At 70.0% G+C, this 18,364-nt stretch carries 14 protein-coding genes; all 14 read left to right on the forward strand.

Annotation, left to right across the window (positions count from 1 at the left end; all coding sequences use genetic code 11):
- The first annotated feature begins 12 nt into the window (after window positions 1-12).
- The 14 genes from OG802_RS20715 (at window position 13) to recQ (ending at window position 18,019) form a co-directional block, all read left to right on the forward strand.
- Window positions 13-567: a NuoB/complex I 20 kDa subunit family protein gene (locus OG802_RS20715; protein WP_329412565.1), complete on the forward strand. Its 555-nt coding sequence runs from the start codon at window positions 13-15 to the stop codon at window positions 565-567.
- Window positions 564-1,328, forward strand: coding sequence for an NADH-quinone oxidoreductase subunit C (locus OG802_RS20720; protein ID WP_329412566.1), 765 nt, complete (start codon window positions 564-566; stop codon window positions 1,326-1,328). Before OG802_RS20715 ends, OG802_RS20720 begins: the two co-directional genes overlap by 4 nt.
- On the forward strand, window positions 1,325-2,701 hold the full coding sequence (locus OG802_RS20725) for an NADH-quinone oxidoreductase subunit D (RefSeq protein WP_329412568.1): 1,377 nt from the start codon (window positions 1,325-1,327) through the stop codon (window positions 2,699-2,701). Before OG802_RS20720 ends, OG802_RS20725 begins: the two co-directional genes overlap by 4 nt.
- Entirely contained in the window at window positions 2,698-3,585 is an 888-nt protein-coding gene (gene nuoE, locus OG802_RS20730; protein WP_329412570.1) for an NADH-quinone oxidoreductase subunit NuoE, read from the forward strand. Before OG802_RS20725 ends, nuoE begins: the two co-directional genes overlap by 4 nt.
- Window positions 3,582-4,934 carry an NADH-quinone oxidoreductase subunit NuoF gene (gene nuoF / locus OG802_RS20735; protein ID WP_329412571.1) on the forward strand — a complete coding sequence of 451 codons (1,353 nt, stop codon included), beginning with the start codon at window positions 3,582-3,584 and terminating at the stop codon, window positions 4,932-4,934. Before nuoE ends, nuoF begins: the two co-directional genes overlap by 4 nt.
- The gene (locus OG802_RS20740; protein WP_329412573.1) at window positions 4,931-7,435 is read left to right on the forward strand and encodes an NADH-quinone oxidoreductase subunit G; all 2,505 of its coding nucleotides are present in this window, start codon (window positions 4,931-4,933) and stop codon (window positions 7,433-7,435) included. Before nuoF ends, OG802_RS20740 begins: the two co-directional genes overlap by 4 nt.
- The gene (nuoH, locus tag OG802_RS20745) at window positions 7,432-8,793 is read left to right on the forward strand and encodes an NADH-quinone oxidoreductase subunit NuoH (RefSeq protein WP_329412575.1); all 1,362 of its coding nucleotides are present in this window, start codon (window positions 7,432-7,434) and stop codon (window positions 8,791-8,793) included. Before OG802_RS20740 ends, nuoH begins: the two co-directional genes overlap by 4 nt.
- Entirely contained in the window at window positions 8,786-9,436 is a 651-nt protein-coding gene (nuoI, locus tag OG802_RS20750) for an NADH-quinone oxidoreductase subunit NuoI (RefSeq protein ID WP_329412577.1), read from the forward strand. The genes nuoH and nuoI overlap by 8 nt, the downstream gene beginning before the upstream one ends.
- A complete protein-coding gene (locus OG802_RS20755; RefSeq protein WP_329412578.1) occupies window positions 9,433-10,275 on the forward strand; it encodes an NADH-quinone oxidoreductase subunit J in 843 nt (280 codons plus the stop codon). The genes nuoI and OG802_RS20755 overlap by 4 nt, the downstream gene beginning before the upstream one ends.
- Complete coding sequence (gene nuoK, locus OG802_RS20760) at window positions 10,272-10,571, forward strand: NADH-quinone oxidoreductase subunit NuoK (RefSeq protein ID WP_242779136.1); 300 nt, start codon at window positions 10,272-10,274, stop codon at window positions 10,569-10,571. Before OG802_RS20755 ends, nuoK begins: the two co-directional genes overlap by 4 nt.
- 15 nt (window positions 10,572-10,586) lie before the next feature.
- On the forward strand, window positions 10,587-12,551 hold the full coding sequence (gene nuoL, locus OG802_RS20765; RefSeq protein WP_329412582.1) for an NADH-quinone oxidoreductase subunit L: 1,965 nt from the start codon (window positions 10,587-10,589) through the stop codon (window positions 12,549-12,551).
- Window positions 12,552-12,556: 5 nt separating this feature from the next.
- Window positions 12,557-14,128: an NADH-quinone oxidoreductase subunit M gene (locus OG802_RS20770; RefSeq protein WP_329412584.1), complete on the forward strand. Its 1,572-nt coding sequence runs from the start codon at window positions 12,557-12,559 to the stop codon at window positions 14,126-14,128.
- Window positions 14,125-15,783 (forward strand): NADH-quinone oxidoreductase subunit NuoN, encoded by a 1,659-nt coding sequence (nuoN, locus tag OG802_RS20775; protein ID WP_329412585.1) that lies wholly within the window; start codon window positions 14,125-14,127, stop codon window positions 15,781-15,783. The genes OG802_RS20770 and nuoN overlap by 4 nt, the downstream gene beginning before the upstream one ends.
- A 205-nt stretch (window positions 15,784-15,988) precedes the next feature.
- Window positions 15,989-18,019, forward strand: a complete 2,031-nt coding sequence (recQ, locus tag OG802_RS20780; protein ID WP_329417241.1) for a DNA helicase RecQ — start codon at window positions 15,989-15,991, stop codon at window positions 18,017-18,019.
- Window positions 18,020-18,364 lie beyond the last annotated feature (345 nt).

An 18,364-nucleotide genomic window follows, 5' to 3' on the forward strand; every position in this document is an offset into this window, starting at 1 on the left:
GGCCTTTAAGTCATGGGACTCGAAGAAAAACTGCCGAGCGGCTTCCTGCTGACCACCGTCGAGCAGGCCGCGGGCTGGGTGCGCAAGGCGTCCGTCTTCCCCGCCACCTTCGGCCTCGCCTGCTGTGCCATCGAGATGATGACCACCGGCGCGGGCCGCTACGACCTGGCGCGCTTCGGCATGGAGGTCTTCCGCGGTTCGCCCCGCCAGGCCGACCTGATGATCGTCGCCGGCCGGGTGAGCCAGAAGATGGCGCCGGTGTTGCGGCAGGTCTACGACCAGATGCCGAACCCCAAGTGGGTCATCTCCATGGGCGTGTGCGCCTCCTCCGGCGGCATGTTCAACAACTACGCGATCGTCCAGGGCGTCGACCACATCGTCCCCGTGGACATCTATCTCCCGGGCTGCCCGCCACGCCCCGAGATGCTGTTGGACGCGATCCTCAAGCTCCACCAGAAGATCCAGAACACCAAGCTGGGCGTGAACGCCGAGGAGGCGGCCCGCGAGGCGGAGGAAGCGGCGCTCAAGGCCCTGCCCATGATCGAGATGAAGGGGCTGCTGCGGTGAGCGACGCGAACGGCACCCACGGCGCAGACGGCTCCTCGAACGGGGTGAACCCCGAGAAGGACCTCTCCGCCTCCAACCTCCCCGGCCAGCGGGGCCAGGGCGGGGAGGAGGTCCGCGTCCAGCGCGGCATGTTCGGAGCCGCCAACGGCGGCGACACCTCCGGCTACGGCGGCCTGGTCCGCTCGGTCCGGCTTCCCGGTGCGACGAACCGCCCCTACGGCGGCTGGTTCGACGAGGTGGCCGACGAACTCGAGGGCGCGCTGGAGGAACAGGGACTGCTCCCCGAGAACGCGATCGAGAAGACGGTCGTCGACCGCGGCGAACTCACCTTCCACATCGAGCGCGAGCACCTGCCGCGCGTCGCCGCCACCCTGCGCGACGACCCGGCCCTGCGCTTCGAACTGTGCACCGGCGTCTCGGGCGTCCACTACCCCAACGACAAGGGGCGCGAGCTGCACGCCGTCTACCACCTGCGCTCGATCACCCACAACCGGCTGATCCGCCTGGAGGTCAGCGCCCCGGACGCCGACCCGCGCATCCCGTCCCTGGTCTCCGTGTATCCCACGAACGACTGGCACGAGCGCGAGACCTACGACTTCTTCGGGATCGTCTTCGACGGCCACCCGGCGCTGACGCGGATCATGATGCCCGACGACTGGCCGGGCCATCCGCAGCGCAAGGACTACCCCCTCGGCGGCATCCCCGTCGAGTACAAGGGCGCCCAGATCCCGGCTCCGGACCAGCGGAGGTCGTACTCATGAGCACCACCAACCCGTCGCCCGGCCACCACCCCTCATCGAGTGCCTCCGGGACCGCCTCCTCGACGGCATCCGCCCGTGAGACCACCGAGGGCACGGTCTACACCGTCACCGGTGGCGACTGGGACGAGGTCGTCCAGTCCGCGGCCCGCGCCGACGACGAGCGCATCGTCGTCAACATGGGCCCGCAGCACCCCTCCACCCACGGGGTGCTCCGCCTCATCCTGGAGATCGAGGGCGAGACGGTCACCGAGGCCCGTTGCGGCATCGGCTACCTCCACACCGGCATCGAGAAGAACCTCGAGTACCGCACGTGGACCCAGGGCACCACGTTCGTGACGCGCATGGACTACCTGACGTCCTTCTTCAACGAGACCGCCTACTGTCTCGCCGTCGAGAAGCTCCTGGGCGTCGAGGACCAGATCACCGAGCGCGCCACGATCATCCGGGTGCTCCTCATGGAGCTGAACCGGCTCTCCTCCCACCTGGTGTGCATCGCCACCGGCGGCATGGAACTGGGCGCGACCACGATCATGATCTACGGATTCCGTGATCGTGAAATGATTCTCGACATCTACGAGCTCATCACGGGCCTGCGAATGAACCACGCGTACATCCGCCCGGGCGGACTCGCCCAGGACCTGCCGCCCGGCGCGGTGGACCAGATCCGCGAGTTCGTGAAGAAGATGAAGAAGAACCTCCCCGAGTACGACAAGCTCGCCACCGGGAACCCCATCTTCAAGGCCCGTATGCAGGACGTCGGCTACCTCGACCTGGCCGGCTGCATGGCCCTCGGCGCCACCGGCCCGATCCTGCGCTCCACCGGCCTGCCCCACGACCTGCGCAAGACCCAGCCCTACTGCGACTACGAGACGTACGACTTCGACGTCCCGACCGCGGACTCCTGCGACTCCTACGGCCGCTTCCTCATCCGCCTGGAGGAGATGCGGCAGTCGCTGCGGATCGTCGAGCAGTGCCTGGACCGGCTCCAGCCCGGCCCGGTCATGGTCGCCGACCGGAAGATCGCCTGGCCCGCCCAGCTCGCCCTGGGCCCCGACGGTCTCGGCAACTCCCTCGACCACATCAAGAAGATCATGGGCACCTCCATGGAGGCCCTCATCCACCACTTCAAGCTGGTCACCGAGGGCTTCCGCGTGCCGCCGGGACAGGCGTACGCGGCGGTCGAGTCGCCCAAGGGCGAACTCGGGGTGCACGCCGTCTCCGACGGAGGCACCCGCCCCTACCGGGTCCACTTCCGGGACCCGTCCTTCACCAACCTGCAGGCCATGGCGGCGATGTGCGAGGGCGGCCAGGTCGCCGACGTCATCGTCGCCGTCGCGTCCATCGACCCCGTGATGGGAGGCGTCGACCGGTGACCACCTCTTCTTCCGAGCGGGGCGTCAGCCTGGGCATGCCCGAACTGCCCGCGCCCGCCTACCCGGACGACGTCCGAGCCCGGCTGGAGGCGGACGCGCGCGAGATCATCGCCCGCTACCCCGACTCCCGGTCCGCGCTCCTGCCGCTGTTGCACCTGGTGCAGTCGGAGGAGGGGCACGTCACGCGGACCGGGATGCGGTTCTGCGCGGACGTGCTCGACCTGACGACGGCCGAGGTCACGGCGGTCGCCACCTTCTACACCATGTACCGGCGCCGCCCCAGCGGCGACTACCAGGTGGGCGTGTGCACCAACACGCTGTGCGCGGTGATGGGCGGCGACGCCATCTTCGAAGGGCTCCAGGAGTACTTGGGTGTCGGCAACGGTGAGACCACCGACGACGGGAAGATCACTCTGGAGCACATCGAGTGCAACGCGGCCTGCGACTTCGCGCCGGTCGTGATGGTCAACTGGGAGTTCTTCGACAACCAGACCGTGCAGAGCGCGAAGCGTCTCGTCGACGACCTGCGGATCGGACGCACCGTCTCGCCCACGCGAGGTGCGCCGCTGTGCACCTTCAAGGAGACCGCCCGGATCCTGGCGGGCTTCCCCGACGAGCGCGAGGGGGCCGTCGAGGCGAGCGGCGGAGCGGGACCGGCGTCGCTGGTGGGTCTTCGCCTGGCAAGGGGAGAGACCGCACCCGCGCGCGTGGTCCATCCGCGCGACGGCGGGCCGCACGACGAGCCGCAGGACAGGACGCCGAGCGACGCGACGCCGCACGACCCCTCGCCCACCGAGCACCTGAGTTCGCACGACGCGCCGCAGGACACGTCGGCCTCCGACCCCGCCCACCCGGCGGGGCCTACCGCCGAGGAGGGGGAGTGATGACCTTGGCACCCGAGCTGAAAGGCAGCAGCCCCGAGAAGCTGCTCGCACCCGTGCTGTCGGCCTTCTGGGACGAGGACGCGTCGTGGACGCTCGACGTCTACCGGAGGCACGAAGGGTACGAGGGCCTGCGCAAAGCGCTCGCCATGTCGCCGGACGACCTGATCGCCTACGTCAAGGACTCCGGTCTGCGAGGGCGGGGCGGCGCGGGATTCCCCACCGGAATGAAATGGCAGTTCATTCCGCAGGGAGATGGAAAACCGCACTATCTAGTTGTCAACGCCGACGAATCGGAGCCCGGGACCTGCAAGGACATCCCGCTCCTCTTCGCGAACCCGCACAGCCTCATCGAGGGCATCGTGATCGCGTGCTACGCCATCAGGTCGTCTCATGCCTTCATCTATCTTCGCGGTGAAGTCGTCCCGGTTCTGCGGCGGTTGCACGAGGCCGTGCGCGAGGCCTATGCGGCGGGATACCTGGGCGAGAACATCCTGGGCAGCGGACTCGACCTCCAGCTCACCGTGCACGCCGGCGCCGGCGCGTACATCTGCGGTGAGGAGACCGCGCTGCTCGACTCGCTCGAAGGCCGCCGTGGTCAACCGCGGCTCCGTCCCCCCTTTCCTGCGGTCGCGGGCCTCTATGCGTGCCCGACTGTGGTGAATAACGTCGAATCGATCGCGTCAGTTCCCGCCATCCTGCACAAGGGCAAGGAATGGTTCAGGTCGATGGGAAGCGAGAAGTCCCCCGGCTTCACGCTCTACTCCCTCAGCGGCCATGTCGCCAGCCCCGGCCAGTACGAGGCGCCGCTCGGCATCACCCTGCGCCAGCTCCTGGAGATGAGCGGCGGAATGCGCCCCGGGCACCGGCTCAAGTTCTGGACGCCGGGCGGCTCCTCGACGCCGATGTTCACCGACGAGCACCTCGACGTCCCTCTTGACTACGAAGGAGTGGGCGCCGCGGGTTCCATGCTGGGCACGAAAGCCCTGCAGTGCTTCGACGAGACGACGTGCGTCGTGCGGGCCGTGACCCGCTGGACCGAGTTCTACGCCCACGAGTCCTGCGGCAAGTGCACCCCGTGCCGTGAAGGCACCTACTGGCTGGTGCAGTTGCTGAGGGACATCGAGGCCGGCAAGGGCGTCCTGTCCGACCTCGACAAGCTCAACGACATCGCCGACAACATCAACGGCAAGTCCTTCTGCGCACTCGGCGACGGCGCCGCCTCGCCGATCTTCTCCTCCCTGAAGTACTTCCGCGAGGAGTACGAGGAGCACATCACGGGCCGAGGCTGCCCCTTCGACCCGGCCAGGTCGACGGTCTGGGCGGACAAGCACACGGAGGTGAACGCATGACGGTGACCACCAGCGCTCCCTCCGGAGGCGGCGAGGCGGCGGTCCCGCCGGAAGATCTCGTCACACTGAGCATTGACGGCGCCGAGATCAGCGTGCCCAAGGGCACCCTGGTCATCCGGGCCGCCGAGCAGCTCGGCATCGAGATCCCCCGCTTCTGCGACCACCCCCTCCTCGACCCGGCCGGCGCCTGCCGGCAGTGCATCGTCGAGGTGGAGGGCCAGCGCAAGCCCATGGCGTCCTGCACCATCACCTGCACGGACGGCATGGTGGTGAAGACCCACCTCACCTCGCCCGTGGCCGAGAAGGCGCAGCACGGCGTGATGGAGCTGCTCCTCATCAACCACCCGCTGGACTGTCCGGTCTGCGACAAGGGCGGCGAGTGCCCCCTGCAGAACCAGGCCATGTCGCACGGCCAGGCCGAGTCCCGGTTCGAGGGCCGCAAGCGCACCTACGAGAAGCCCGTCCCGATCTCCACCCAGGTGCTCCTCGACCGCGAGCGGTGCGTGCTGTGCGCCCGCTGCACCCGGTTCTCCAACCAGGTGGCGGGCGACCCGATGATCGAGCTGATCGAGCGGGGCGCGCTCCAGCAGGTCGGCACCGGCGAGGGCGACCCCTTCGAGTCGTACTTCTCCGGCAACACCATCCAGATCTGTCCGGTCGGCGCGCTGACGTCGGCGGCCTACCGGTTCCGCTCCCGGCCCTTCGACCTGGTCTCCTCGCCGTCGGTCTGCGAGCACTGCTCCGGTGGCTGCGCCACCCGCACCGACCACCGGCGCGGCAAGGTCATGCGGCGTCTGGCCGCCGAGGACCCCGAGGTCAACGAGGAGTGGATCTGCGACAAGGGGCGGTTCGCGTTCCGGTACGCGCAGCAGCGCGACCGGCTGGACACGCCCCGGGTGCGCAACGCGGAGGGCGACCTCGTGCCGGCCTCCTGGCCGGAGGCGCTGCAGATCGCCGCCCAGGGGCTGCTGGCCTCGCGCGGCAGGACCGGCGTCCTGACCGGCGGCCGGCTCACCATCGAGGACGCCTACGCGTACAGCAAGTTCGCGCGCGTGGCGCTCGACACCAACGACATCGACTTCCGCGCGCGGGTGCACAGCAGCGAGGAGGCCGACTTCCTGGCCGCCCACGTCGCCGGCCGCGGCCGGGACCTCGACGGCGGGGGCGTCACGTACACCCTCCTGGAGAAGGCGCCCGCGGTCCTGCTGGCCGGGTTCGAGTCGGAGGAGGAGGCGCCCGGCGTCTTCCTGCGGCTGCGCAAGGCCTGGCGCAAGCACGGGCAGCGGGTGTTCTCGCTGGCCACGCATGTCACCCGCGGGCTGGAGAAGGCGGGCGGCACGCTGCTGCCGGCCGCTCCGGGCACCGAGACGGAGTGGCTGGACGCCCTCGCGAGCGGCGTCGGCCTCCAGGACGCGGGCGCCGTGGCAGCCGAGGCGCTGCGGGCCCCGGGCGCGCTGATCGTCGTCGGGGAGCGGCTCGCCGGGGTGGCCGGTGCGCTGACCGCCGCGGTGCGGGCGGCCTCGGCGACCGGCGCCCGGCTGGTGTGGATTCCGCGCCGGGCGGGGGAGCGGGGCGCGATCGAGGCGGGCGCCCTGCCGTCGCTGCTGCCGGGCGGCCGTCCGGCCACCGACCCCCGCGCGCGGGGCGAGGTCGCCGTGGCCTGGGGCCTGGCCGAACTCCCGCACCGCTACGGCCGTGACACCGGGCAGATCGTCGAGGCCGCGGTGTCCGGCGAACTCCAGGCGCTGCTGGTCGCGGGCGTCGAGGTCGCGGACCTGCCCGACCCGGCACGCGCGCGTGCCGCGCTGGCCGAGGCCGGGTTCGTGGTGTCGCTGGAGCTGCGGCCCGGCGAGGTCACCGAGCACGCCGACGTCGTCCTGCCGGTGGCCGCGGTCGCCGAGAAGGCTGGCGCGTTCCTCAACTGGGAGGGCAGGGTGCGCTTCTTCGAGGCGGCGCTGAAGCCCGACCAGATGACCCGGCGCGGGGCTCCGACGGACGCGCGCGTGCTCCAGATGCTCGCCGACGCCATGGACGTCCACCTCGGACTGCCGGACCTGCGCACCGCGCGCGCGGAGCTGGACCGGCTCGGCGCCTGGAGCGGACCGCGCGCGGCCGTCCCCGCGGAGACGGCCGCCCAGCTGCCGCGTCCCGCCGCCGGGGAAGCGGTGCTCGCCGGGCACCGTCTGCTGCTCGACCGGGGCGTCCTCCAGCAGGGCGACGAGGCGCTCGCCGGGACCCGGCACGCCGCACGCGCGCGTGTGTCGGCCGCCACGGCCGCCGAGGCCGGCGTCGAGGACGGCGGCCTGCTCGCGGTCACCGGTCCCGCCGGCGTGGTCGAACTGCGGCTCCAGATCACGGAGATGCCCGACCGGGTGGTGTGGCTGCCGCTGAACTCCACCGGCCGGGGCGTCGCGTCCGACGCCGGGGCCACGCCCGGTTCCCTCGTCCGCATCGGTCCGGCGACGGCCGCCGCCGACGCCCCCAAGGAGGTGGAGGCATGAGCCCGTACTTCGCCGCTGAAGACCTCTCGATGTTCGGCCGCGACCCCTGGTGGCTGGTCGTCGTCAAGGCGGTATTCTGCTTCGCCTTCCTGATGGTGACCGTGCTGTTCTCCATCGTGTGGGAGCGCAAGGTCGTCGCCTGGATGCAGTTGCGCATCGGCCCCAACCGGCACGGCCCCTGGGGCATGCTGCAATCGCTCGCCGACGGCATCAAGCTGATGCTGAAGGAAGACCTCATCGTCAAACGCGCGGACAAGGTGGTGTACGTCCTCGCGCCGATCGTGGCGGCCGTCCCGGCCTTCATGGCGATCGCCGTGATCCCCTTCGGGCCCGCGGACAACGAGGTCTCGATCTTCGGCCAGCGCACCACGATGCAGCTCACCGACCTGCCGATCGCGATGCTGTACGTCCTCGCGGTCGCCTCGGTCGGCATCTACGGCATCGTCCTCGCGGGATGGAGCTCCGGCTCCACCTACCCGCTGCTGGGCGGCCTGCGGTCCTGCGCGCAGATGATCTCCTACGAGATCGCCATGGGCGCCGCGTTCGCGTCGGTGTTCCTCTACTCGGGGTCGATGTCGACGTCGACGATCGTCGAGCAGCAGCACGACCGCTGGTACATCCTGCTGCTGCCGGTCTCCTTCATCCTGTACATCGTCACGATGGTCGGCGAGACCAACCGCGCTCCCTTCGACATGCCGGAGTCCGAGGGCGACCTCGTCGGCGGCTTCAACACCGAGTACTCGTCGATCAAGTTCGCGATGTTCATGCTCGCCGAGTACGTGAACATGGTGACGGTGTCCGCGGTGTCGACCACGCTGTTCCTCGGCGGCTGGCGGGCTCCCTGGCCGGTCAGCGGCTTCTGGGAGGGTGCGAACCACGGCTGGTGGCCGATGCTCTGGTTCGTCGTCAAGGTGCAGCTGCTGCTGTTCTTCTTCATCTGGCTGCGCGGCACGCTTCCCCGCGTCCGCTACGACCAGTTGATGAAGCTGGGCTGGAAGGTCCTGATCCCCGTCTCGGTGACGTGGCTGATGCTCGTCGCGACCGTGCGGACGCTGCGCAACGAGAACTACGACTTCGCCGACATCTTCCTCTACGTCGGCGGCGGTGTCCTGGTCCTGCTCCTGCTCTCCTTCGTCGTGGACATGTTCCGCAACGGCGGGAAGAGCGCGCAGGCGCCCGCCGAGCCGGTGGGCTTCGACCCGATGGCGGGCGGGTTCCCCGTGCCGCCGCTGCCGGGGCAGGAGCTTCCGCCGGTGCCCAGGCGCGGTCCGCGCCGGGAGCGGGAGCTCATTGTCAGTGGCGGGGTGGACACTGTGAGTGACGGATCGCGAGACGGAAAGGAGGCGTCCGATGGCTGAGGAGCCCAAGGAGGCCGGGCACACGACGCCCGGTTTCCAGAACCCGGTGGCCGGCTTCGGCGTGACCTTCAAGGCCATGTTCAAGAAGCGGCTGACCGAGCAGTACCCGGAGCAGGAGAAGACCACGGCTCCCCGGTTCCACGGGCGGCACCAGCTCAACCGCCATCCGGACGGCCTGGAGAAGTGCGTCGGCTGTGAACTGTGCGCCTGGGCCTGCCCGGCCGACGCCATCTACGTGGAGGGCGCCGACAACACCGACGAGGAGCGCTACTCGCCGGGCGAGCGGTACGGGCGCGTCTACCAGATCAACTACGCCCGGTGCATCCTGTGCGGCCTGTGCATCGAAGCGTGTCCCACGCGCGCGTTGACGATGACGAACGAGTTCGAGCTCGCCGACTCCAGCCGCGCCAACCTGATCTACACCAAGGAGCAGCTGCTCGCCGGCCTCGACGACGGCATGGTGGACTCCCCCCACGCCATCTACCCCGGCACGGACGAACAGGACTACTACCGCGGTCTGGTGACGGAGGCGGCGCCCGGCACGGAGCGCCAAGTGGCGGTCTCCAAGGGCGAGGGCCCGCAGGAAGCCGACTCCACCTTCGGCGCCGACGAGCCCGCCTCCGAGGAGGTGATCCGCCGATGAGCGCGCAGCTCGCCGCCTACTCCACCTCCACCGGTGAGGCCTTCCAGTTCTGGGTGCTCGGCACCGTCGCGGTGATCGGCGCCCTGTGCACCGTCTTCATGAGGAAGGCCGTGCACAGCGCGCTCTGCCTCGCCGGAACCATGATCATCCTGGCGGTCTTCTATCTCGCCAACGGCGCCTACTTCCTGGGCATCGTGCAGATCGTGGTCTACACCGGCGCGATCATGATGCTGTTCCTGTTCGTGGTGATGCTGGTCGGCGTCACCGCCGCGGACTCCCTGAAGGAGACCATCAAGGGGCAGCGCTGGCTGGCCCTGCTCAGCGGCCTCGGCTTCGGCGTCCTGCTGATCGCCGGCATCGGCCACGCCTCCCTGACGGAGTTCGACGGTCTCACCGAGGCGAACGGACACGGCAACGTGGAGGGCCTCGCCGCCCTCATCTTCACCAAGTACGTCTTCGCCTTCGAGATCACCGGCGCCCTGCTCATCACGGCCGCCGTCGGCGCCATGGTGCTCACCCACCGCGAGCGCACCGAGCGCGCCCTGACCCAGCGCGAACTCGCCGAGCGGCGGGTGCGCGAGGGCAAGCACGTGCCGCCGCTGCCCGCGCCGGGCGTGTACGCGCGGCACAACGCCGTGGACGTCCAGGGCCTGCTGCCCGACGGCACGCCCTCGGAGCTCACGGTCAGCCGGACGCTGCGCGAGCGCGGTCAGATCAGGGACGTGTCCGCCGAGGCGCTCAGCGACCTCAAGGCCCTGGAGCGGCGCGCCGAGGAGCGCCTGGAGCGGGCCGCGATCGAGCCGCCGCAGCTGAAGCGGACGGAGGAGGCGTCGAAGTGAATCCCGTCAACTACCTCTATCTGTCAGCCCTGTTGTTCACGATCGGTGCGACGGGCGTGCTGATCAGGCGCAACGCGATCGTCGTCTTCATGTGCATCGAGCTGATGCTCAACGCCTGCAACCTCGCGTTCGTCACCTTCTCCCGGATGCACGGCAATCTCGACGGCCAGATCATCGCCTTCTTCACGATGGTCGTCGCCGCCGCGGAGGTCGTGGTCGGACTCGCGATCATCGTGTCGCTGTTCCGTTCCCGCCACTCGGCCTCGGTCGACGACGCCAGCCTGATGAAGCTGTAAGGGGTCGGAAGAAACGTGGAGAACCTGATTGCGCTGCTCGTCGCGGCGCCTCTGCTCGGAGCGGCCGTCCTGCTGGTCGGCGGCCGTCGGCTCGACGCCGTCGGCCACTGGATCGGCACGCTCCTGTCGACCGTGTCCTTCGTGCTCGGTCTCGTCCTGTTCGGCGACCTGCTGGGCAGGAGCGCCGAAGACCGGACGCTGACCCAGCACCTGTTCAGCTGGATCCCGGTCGAGGGCTTCCAGGCGGACGTCGGCTTCCGCCTCGACCAGTTGTCGATGACGTTCGTGCTGCTGATCACGGGCGTCGGCTCGCTGATCCACCTGTACTCGGTCGGGTACATGGAGCACGACGAGCGGCGCCGCCGCTTCTTCGGCTACCTGAACCTGTTCCTCGCGGCGATGCTGCTGCTCGTCCTCGCCGACAACTACCTGCTGCTGTACGTCGGCTGGGAGGGCGTGGGCCTCGCGTCCTACCTGCTCATCGGCTTCTGGCAGCACAAGCCCAGCGCCGCCACCGCCGCGAAGAAGGCCTTCCTGGTCAACCGCGTGGGCGACATGGGCCTGTCCATCGCCATCATGCTGATGTTCACCACCTTCGGCACGTTCGCGTTCGGCCCGCTGCTGGGGGCGGAGGGGGAGCCCGGCATCGCCGGTGACGCCTCGGAGGGCAAGCTCACGGCCATCGCGCTGATGCTGCTGCTCGCCGCCTGCGGCAAGTCCGCGCAGGTGCCGCTGCAGTCCTGGCTCGGGGACGCCATGGAGGGCCCGACCCCGGTCTCGGCCCTCATCCACGCCGCCACCATGGTGACCGCGGGCGTGTACCTGATCGTCCGGTCGGCCGCGATCTTCAACGGGGCCCCGGACGCGCAGCTGGTCGTCACCGTCGTCGGCGCGGTCACGCTCCTGTTCGGTGCGATCGTCGGTTGCGCGAAGGACGACATCAAGAAGGCGCTGGCCGGCTCGACGATGTCGCAGATCGGCTACATGGTGCTGGCCGCGGGCCTCGGTCCGGTCGGCTACGTCTTCGCGATCATGCACCTGGTGACGCACGGCTTCTTCAAGGCCGGTCTGTTCCTCGGCGCCGGGTCGGTGATGCACGGCATGAACGACGAGGTCGACATGCGCAAGTACGGCGGCCTGCGGAAGTACATGCCGGTCACCTTCGTCACCTTCGGACTCGGCTACCTCGCGATCATCGGCTTCCCGGGACTGTCCGGCTTCTTCTCCAAGGACAAGATCATCGAGGCGGCGTTCGCCAAGGGCGGCGCCGAGGGCTGGATCCTCGGCGCGTGCGCCCTGCTCGGCGCGGCCATCACCGCGTACTACATGACGCGCGTGATGCTGATGACGTTCTTCGGCGAGGAGCGCTGGAAGAACCGGCCCACCCGCTCGCCCGAGGCGCCCAGCGCGGAGCCCGCCGCCGAGCATCACGGCGAGCACGCCGAGCCGCACCCGCACGAGTCGCCCAAGGTCATGACGATCCCCATGATCGTGCTGGCCTTCGGTTCGGTCTTCGCCGGCGGGTTCTTCAGCATCGGCGACCGCTTCCTGCACTGGCTGGAACCCGTCACCGGGCACAGCGAGGGCGACTCCCCGCTCAGCGTGGCGACGGTCACCGGAGCGACCATGGTCTGCCTGCTCATCGGCGTCGGCATCGCCTACGCCCAGTACGGCCGCCGTCCCGTCCCCGCCGTCGCCCCGCGCGGGTCGCTGCTCACCCGGGCCGCCCGGCGGGACCTGCTCCAGGACGACTTCAACCACGTCGTCCTGGTGCGCGGCGGCGAGCACCTCACACGCTCCCTGGTCTACGTCGACCACACCCTGGTCGACGGCGTCGTCAACGGCACGGCGGCCTCGGTCGGCGGCCTCTCCGGGCGGCTGCGCCGGCTGCAGAACGGCTTCGCGCGGTCGTACGCGGTCTCGATGTTCGGCGGTGCGGCACTCCTCGTCGCCGCGACCCTGCTGATGAGGGCGGTCTGATACCGATGTCCTTTCCTCTGCTGACAGCGACGGCGGCGCTCCCCGCGATCGGGGCGGTCGCCACGGCCGCCGTCCCGGCCGCCCGGCGCAACGCCGCCAAAGCACTGGCCCTGCTGTTCTCCCTCGCGACACTGGCCCTCGCCGTCGCCGTCCTGGTCCGCTACGACCCGGACGGCGGCCGCTACCAGCTCACCGAATCCCACTCCTGGATCAAGGACTTCGGGGTCAGGTACGAGCTGGGCGTGGACGGCATCGGGGTCGCGCTCGTCGCGCTGACCGCCCTGCTGATCCCGTTCGTCATCCTCGCGGGCTGGCACGACGCCGACCCGCTGGAGACGGGCAGCAAGCGCTGGCGGCCCACGCAGGGCTTCTTCGCCCTGATCCTGGCCGTCGAGGCGATGGTGATCCTCTCCTTCGAGGCCACCGACGTCTTCCTCTTCTACATCTTCTTCGAAGCCATGCTCATCCCGATGTACTTCCTCATCGGCGGCTTCGGGGACCGCGCCCACGAGCACGGCGAGGAGGCGGCGTCCACGCAACGGTCGTACGCGGCCGTGAAGTTCCTCCTGTACAACCTGGTCGGCGGGCTGATCATGCTGGCCGCGGTGATCGGCCTCTACGTGGTCGCCGGGAACTTCTCGCTCACGGAGATCGCCCAGGCCCGCGCCGACGGCACGCTCCACATGGCGACCGGCACGGAACGCTGGCTGTTCCTCGGGTTCTTCTTCGCCTTCGCGGTGAAGGCGCCGCTGTGGCCGCTGCACACCTGGCTGCCCAACGCCATGGGGGAGGCCACCGCCCCGGTCGCCGTCCTCATCACGGCGGTCGTCGACAAGGTGGGCACGTTCGCGATGCTCCGCTTCTGCCTCCAGCTCTTCCCGGAGGCCAGCAAGTGGGCGACGCCCGTCATCCTCGTCCTCGCGGTGATCAGCATCGTCTACGGGGCGCTGCTCGCGGTCGGCCAGCGCGACATCAAGCGGCTGGTGGCGTACGCGTCGATCTCGCACTTCGGGTTCATCATCCTGGGCATCTTCGCGATGACCAGCCAGGGCCAGTCGGGCGCGACGCTGTACATGGTCAACCACGGGATCTCGACGGCCGCCCTGATGCTGGTCGCCGGATTCCTCATCTCGCGGCGCGGCTCGCGGCTCATCGCCGACTACGGCGGGGTGCAGAAGGTCGCCCCGGTGCTCGCCGGCACCTTCCTGATCGGCGGTCTGGCGACGCTGTCACTGCCGGGGCTCGCGCCGTTCGTGAGCGAGTTCCTCGTCCTGGTCGGCACGTTCTCGCGGTACCCGGCCATCGGCATCATCGCCACCTTCGGCATCGTGCTCGCCGCGCTCTACACGCTCGTGCTCTACCAGCGGACGATGACCGGCCCGGTGAAACCCGAGGTCTCCGCGATGCCCGACCTGCGCGCGCGGGAACTCGTGGTCGTCACCCCGCTGATCGTGTTGTTGATCTTCCTGGGCGTCTACCCGAAGCCCGTCACCGACATCGTGAACCCGTCGGTCAAGCAGACGCTGTCCGACGTACACAAGAAGGACCCCAAGCCCGAGGTGGAGGCGGCCAAGTGAGCGCATCAGCCGTCCACAGCCTGTGGACAACGGCGGCAACCGCGGCCGACCCGATCTCGAAGATCGACACCCCGAAGATCGAATACGGGCAGCTCTCGCCCACCCTGATCATCCTGGGCGCCGCGATCATCGGAGTGCTGGTCGAGGCGTTCGTGCCGCGCAAGCACCGCTACTACGCACAGCTCTTCGTCTCCGTCGTCGCCCTGATCGCCGCGTTCGCCGCCGTGGTCGCCCTGGCCGCGGACGGATACGGCACCACCAAGGCACGCATCGCGGCCATGGGCGCGATCGCCGTCGACGGGCCCGCCCTCTTCCTGCAGGGCACCATCCTGCTGGCCGCCCTGGTCGGCCTGTTCACCTTCGCCGAACGGCGCCTCGACCCCGAGGCGCACGGAGCCCGCGTCGACTCCTTCGCCGCCCAGGCGGCCTCCGTGCCCGGCAGCGAGAGCGAACAGGCCGCCGTCAAGGCCGGGTTCACGACGACCGAGGTCTTCCCGCTGCTCCTCTTCGCGGTCGCCGGAATGCTCGTCTTCCCGTCGGCCAACGACCTGCTGACGCTCTTCATCGCCCTGGAAGTCTTCTCGCTGCCCCTGTACCTCCTGTGCGCCCTGGCCCGCCGCAAGCGGCTCATGTCGCAGGAGGCCGCGGTCAAGTACTTCCTCCTCGGCGCGTTCGCCTCCGCGTTCACCCTCTTCGGCATCGCCCTGCTGTACGGCTACGCGGGCTCGGTGTCGTACGGGACGATCGCATCGGTCGTCGACGGCACCGTCCAGAACGTCAACCCCGCGCTCGCCGACACCATGGGCAACGACGCGCTGCTCCTCGTCGGCGCCGCGATGATCCTCATGGGCCTGCTGTTCAAGGTGGGCGCGGTGCCGTTCCACATGTGGACGCCCGACGTCTACCAGGGCGCTCCCACCCCGGTCACCGGCTTCATGGCCGCGGCGACCAAGGTGGCCGCCTTCGGCGCGCTGCTGCGCCTGCTCTACGTGGTCCTGCCGGGCCTGCGCTGGGACTGGCGGCCGGTGATGTGGGGCGTCGCGATCATCACGATGCTGGGCGGCGCGATCGTCGCGATCACCCAGACCGACATCAAGCGGCTGCTGGCGTACTCGTCCATCGCGCACGCCGGATTCATCCTCGCCGGCGTCATCGCGACCACCCCGGACGGCGTCTCGTCGGTCCTGTTCTACCTGGCCGCGTACTCGTTCGTGACGATCGGCGCCTTCGCCGTGGTCACCCTCGTGCGCGACGCCGGCGGAGAGGCCACGCACCTGTCCAAGTGGGCCGGGCTCGGACGCAGGTCGCCCCTGGTGGCGGCCGTCTTCGCGGTCTTCCTGCTGGCCTTCGCCGGCATCCCGCTGACCTCCGGTTTCGCCGGGAAGTTCGCCGTGTTCAAGGCGGCGGCGGAGGGCGGCGCGGCCCCACTGGTCGTGGTCGGCGTGATCTCGTCGGCGATCGCCGCCTTCTTCTACATCCGGGTGATCGTGCTGATGTTCTTCAGCGAGCCGAGGGCCGACGGCCCCACCGTCGCCGTCCCGTCGCCGCTGACGATGATGGCGATCGCCGTGGGAGTGGCGGTCACGCTGGTCCTCGGCGTGGCGCCGCAGTACTTCCTGGACCTGGCGAACCAGGCGGGAGTGTTCGTGCGCTGAACCACGGCGCCGCCGAGCCGCGGCGGTGCGTACGGTGGGCCCGGTACCCCGGCACGGGGGCCGGGCCCACCCGCGTGCGCGGCCGCCGCCGACCGGATCGTCACGCAGAGTCACCGGAACGGGGCTGTGGATAACTCCGGCGCTGTCAGTCCGGACCCCTATCGTGGAGGCAGTGGTCGAAGGACGACGTACGGGGGACCAGTCGATGGGCGCGACGGGCGGGATCAGCGAGATGACAGGTATCACCGGGACACCGGAGCGGACCGAGAGCGAGGCATTGGCCACGCTGCACCGGGTCTTCGGGTACGACGCCTTCCGCGGCGAGCAGGAAGCGGTCATCGAGCACGTGGTGGCCGGCGGGGACGCGGTCGTCCTCATGCCCACCGGCGGCGGCAAGTCCCTGTGCTACCAGATCCCCGCGCTGGTCAGACCGGGTACGGGCGTCGTCGTCTCCCCGCTGATCGCACTGATGCAGGACCAGGTGGACGCGCTGCGGGCGCTCGGCGTCAACGCCGGGTTCATGAACTCCACGCAGGACTTCGACGAGCGGCGCGTGGTCGAGGCCGAGTTCCTCGCGGGAGAGCTGGACCTGCTGTACCTGGCGCCCGAGCGGCTGCGGCTTCAGTCCACCCTCGACCTCCTCTCACGCGGCAAGATCTCCGTGTTCGCGATCGACGAGGCGCACTGCGTGGCCCAGTGGGGCCACGACTTCCGCCCCGACTACCTCTCCCTCTCCCTGCTCGGCGAGCGCTGGCCGGACGTCCCGCGGATCGCGCTCACCGCGACGGCCACCCACGCCACGCACCAGGAGATCACCCAGCGGCTCGCCATGCCGGCGGCCCGGCACTTCGTGGCCAGCTTCGACCGGCCCAACATCCAGTACCGGATCGTGTCGAAGTCCGACCCCAAGAAGCAGCTGCTGAGCTTTCTGCGCGAGGAGCACGCGGGCGACGCGGGCATCGTCTACTGCCTCTCGCGCAACTCCGTCGAGAAGACGGCCGAGTTCCTCACCCGCAACGGCGTCGAGGCCGTGCCCTACCACGCGGGTCTGGACGCGGGCACGCGCGCGGCGCACCAGTCCCGGTTCCTCCGCGAGGACGGCCTGGTCGTGTGCGCGACCATCGCGTTCGGCATGGGCATCGACAAGCCCGACGTCCGGTTCGTCGCCCACCTCGACCTGCCCAAGTCGGTCGAGGGCTACTACCAGGAGACCGGACGCGGCGGTCGCGACGGCCTGCCCTCCACCGCATGGATGGCCTACGGCCTCAACGACGTCATCCAGCAGCGCAAGATGATCCAGAGCGGTGAGGGCGACGAGGCCTTCCGCCGGCGCGCCGGCGCCCACCTGGAGTCGATGCTCGCGCTGTGCGAGACCGTCCAGTGCCGGCGGGGCCAGCTCCTCGCCTACTTCGGCCAGGAACCGGGCGCGGCGGGCTGCGGCAACTGCGACACCTGCCTCACCCCGCCGGAGACCTGGGACGGCACGGTCGCGGCCCAGAAGGTGCTGTCGACCATCGTGCGGCTGCAACGGGAGCGCGGCCAGAAGTTCGGCGCGGTGCAGATCGTCGACATCCTGATGGGCAAGCGCACCGCGAAGGTCATCCAGTTCGACCACGACCAGCTGTCGGTGTTCGGCATCGGCGAGGAACTCACCGAGGGCGAATGGCGCGGAGTCGTCCGGCAGTTGCTGGCCCAGGGGCTGCTGGCGGTCGAAGGGGAGTACGGCACCCTGGTGCTCACGGAGGCCAGCGGCGCCGTACTGCGCCGGGAGCGGGACGTCCCGCTGCGCAAGGAGCCGAAGAAGCCGGCGACGTCGAAGGGGTCGGGCTCCTCGTCCGGCCGGGGCAAGGCCAAGGCCGTCGCGGCCGAGCTGCCCGAGGCGCTCCAGCCCGCCTTCGAGGCGTTGCGCGCCTGGCGCGCCGAGCAGGCCCGTGAGCAGGGCGTACCGGCCTACGTCATCTTCCACGACGCGACGCTGCGCGAGATCGCCCTGGCCTGGCCGACGGCCGTGGAGCAGCTCGGCACCGTCGGCGGCGTCGGCGAGAGAAAGCTGGCCACGTACGGGGAGGGCGTCCTCGCCGTGCTGGCCTCGCTCGGCGGCCCACCGGACACGGCCGCCGCGGTTCCCGCCGCGAGCGCCGACCGTGCAGCCGACGCCCGCACCCACACGGACCCGGGCGACCCGGATCACTGGCCCGAGATGGACGCGGAACCGGAGCCCGAGGACTGGATGTGACGCGGGCCGATCTCGGGGGCCGTGCGGGGGGTCCGTCGGACCGGCGCCTCTGACCGACCGAACCGACCGAACCGACCGAACCGACCGAACCGACCGAACCGACCGAACCGACCGGTCCGACCGAACCGACGGGGCGCATCGAGTCGCCAGGGCGCATCGATGTGCCAGGGCGGACCGATCCGACCGGGCGGGCACGCGGGCGGCTCCGACCGTTCGGTCGGGCGCGCCGAGTCGACCGGCCGGAGTGCCGAGCGCCGAGCGCCAGGGCGGACCGAGCCATCGGTCCAGGCGGTCCAACCGTCCAGGCGCATCCCGACCGTCCGGCCGGATCCGACCGGGCGGGTC

It is taken from the genome of Streptomyces sp. NBC_00704 (assembly GCF_036226605.1).
In the GTDB taxonomy this organism is placed as follows: domain Bacteria; phylum Actinomycetota; class Actinomycetes; order Streptomycetales; family Streptomycetaceae; genus Streptomyces.